The sequence below is a fragment of the Pseudomonas sp. SIMBA_068 genome (assembly GCF_046534705.1).
Classification (GTDB): Bacteria; Pseudomonadota; Gammaproteobacteria; order Pseudomonadales; family Pseudomonadaceae; genus Aquipseudomonas; species Aquipseudomonas putida.
The window spans coordinates 1-263 of record NZ_JAWRYI010000754.1 but is presented as its reverse complement, the minus strand read 5'-3'; the positions used below and the strand labels follow the sequence as shown (position 1 = coordinate 263).

General features: G+C 55.1%; 1 protein-coding gene. It reads left to right on the top strand.

Translation table 11 applies throughout. The annotated features are described in order from the left end of the window. The first annotated feature begins 25 nt into the window (after positions 1-25). Positions 26-142: a fimbrial protein gene (locus SB756_RS31295; RefSeq protein ID WP_410913395.1), complete on the top strand. Its 117-nt coding sequence runs from the start codon at positions 26-28 to the stop codon at positions 140-142. Positions 143-263 lie beyond the last annotated feature (121 nt).

The window sequence follows — 263 nt, the reverse complement described above, 5'->3', positions numbered from 1 at the left end:
CAATCATTGGAAAGTTGGCACGGTCGTGCCGGGACAAGCGAATTTGACGGTACCACTGGCCGCGCGCTACGTGCAAACCGGATCAAAAATTACGCCAGGCAGTGCGAATGCTCGGGCGACTTTTACGATGAGCTATCAGTAAGAAACGCTAACTAAATGAAGTGATGGAGCGCGCACTGATAGTGTTCGCGCCCGTCGCAAAGGCTAACGGTTGCCGCTGTTCGCTGATGTCGATGCGAAGGCGCAGTGCATGCGAGTGCTCC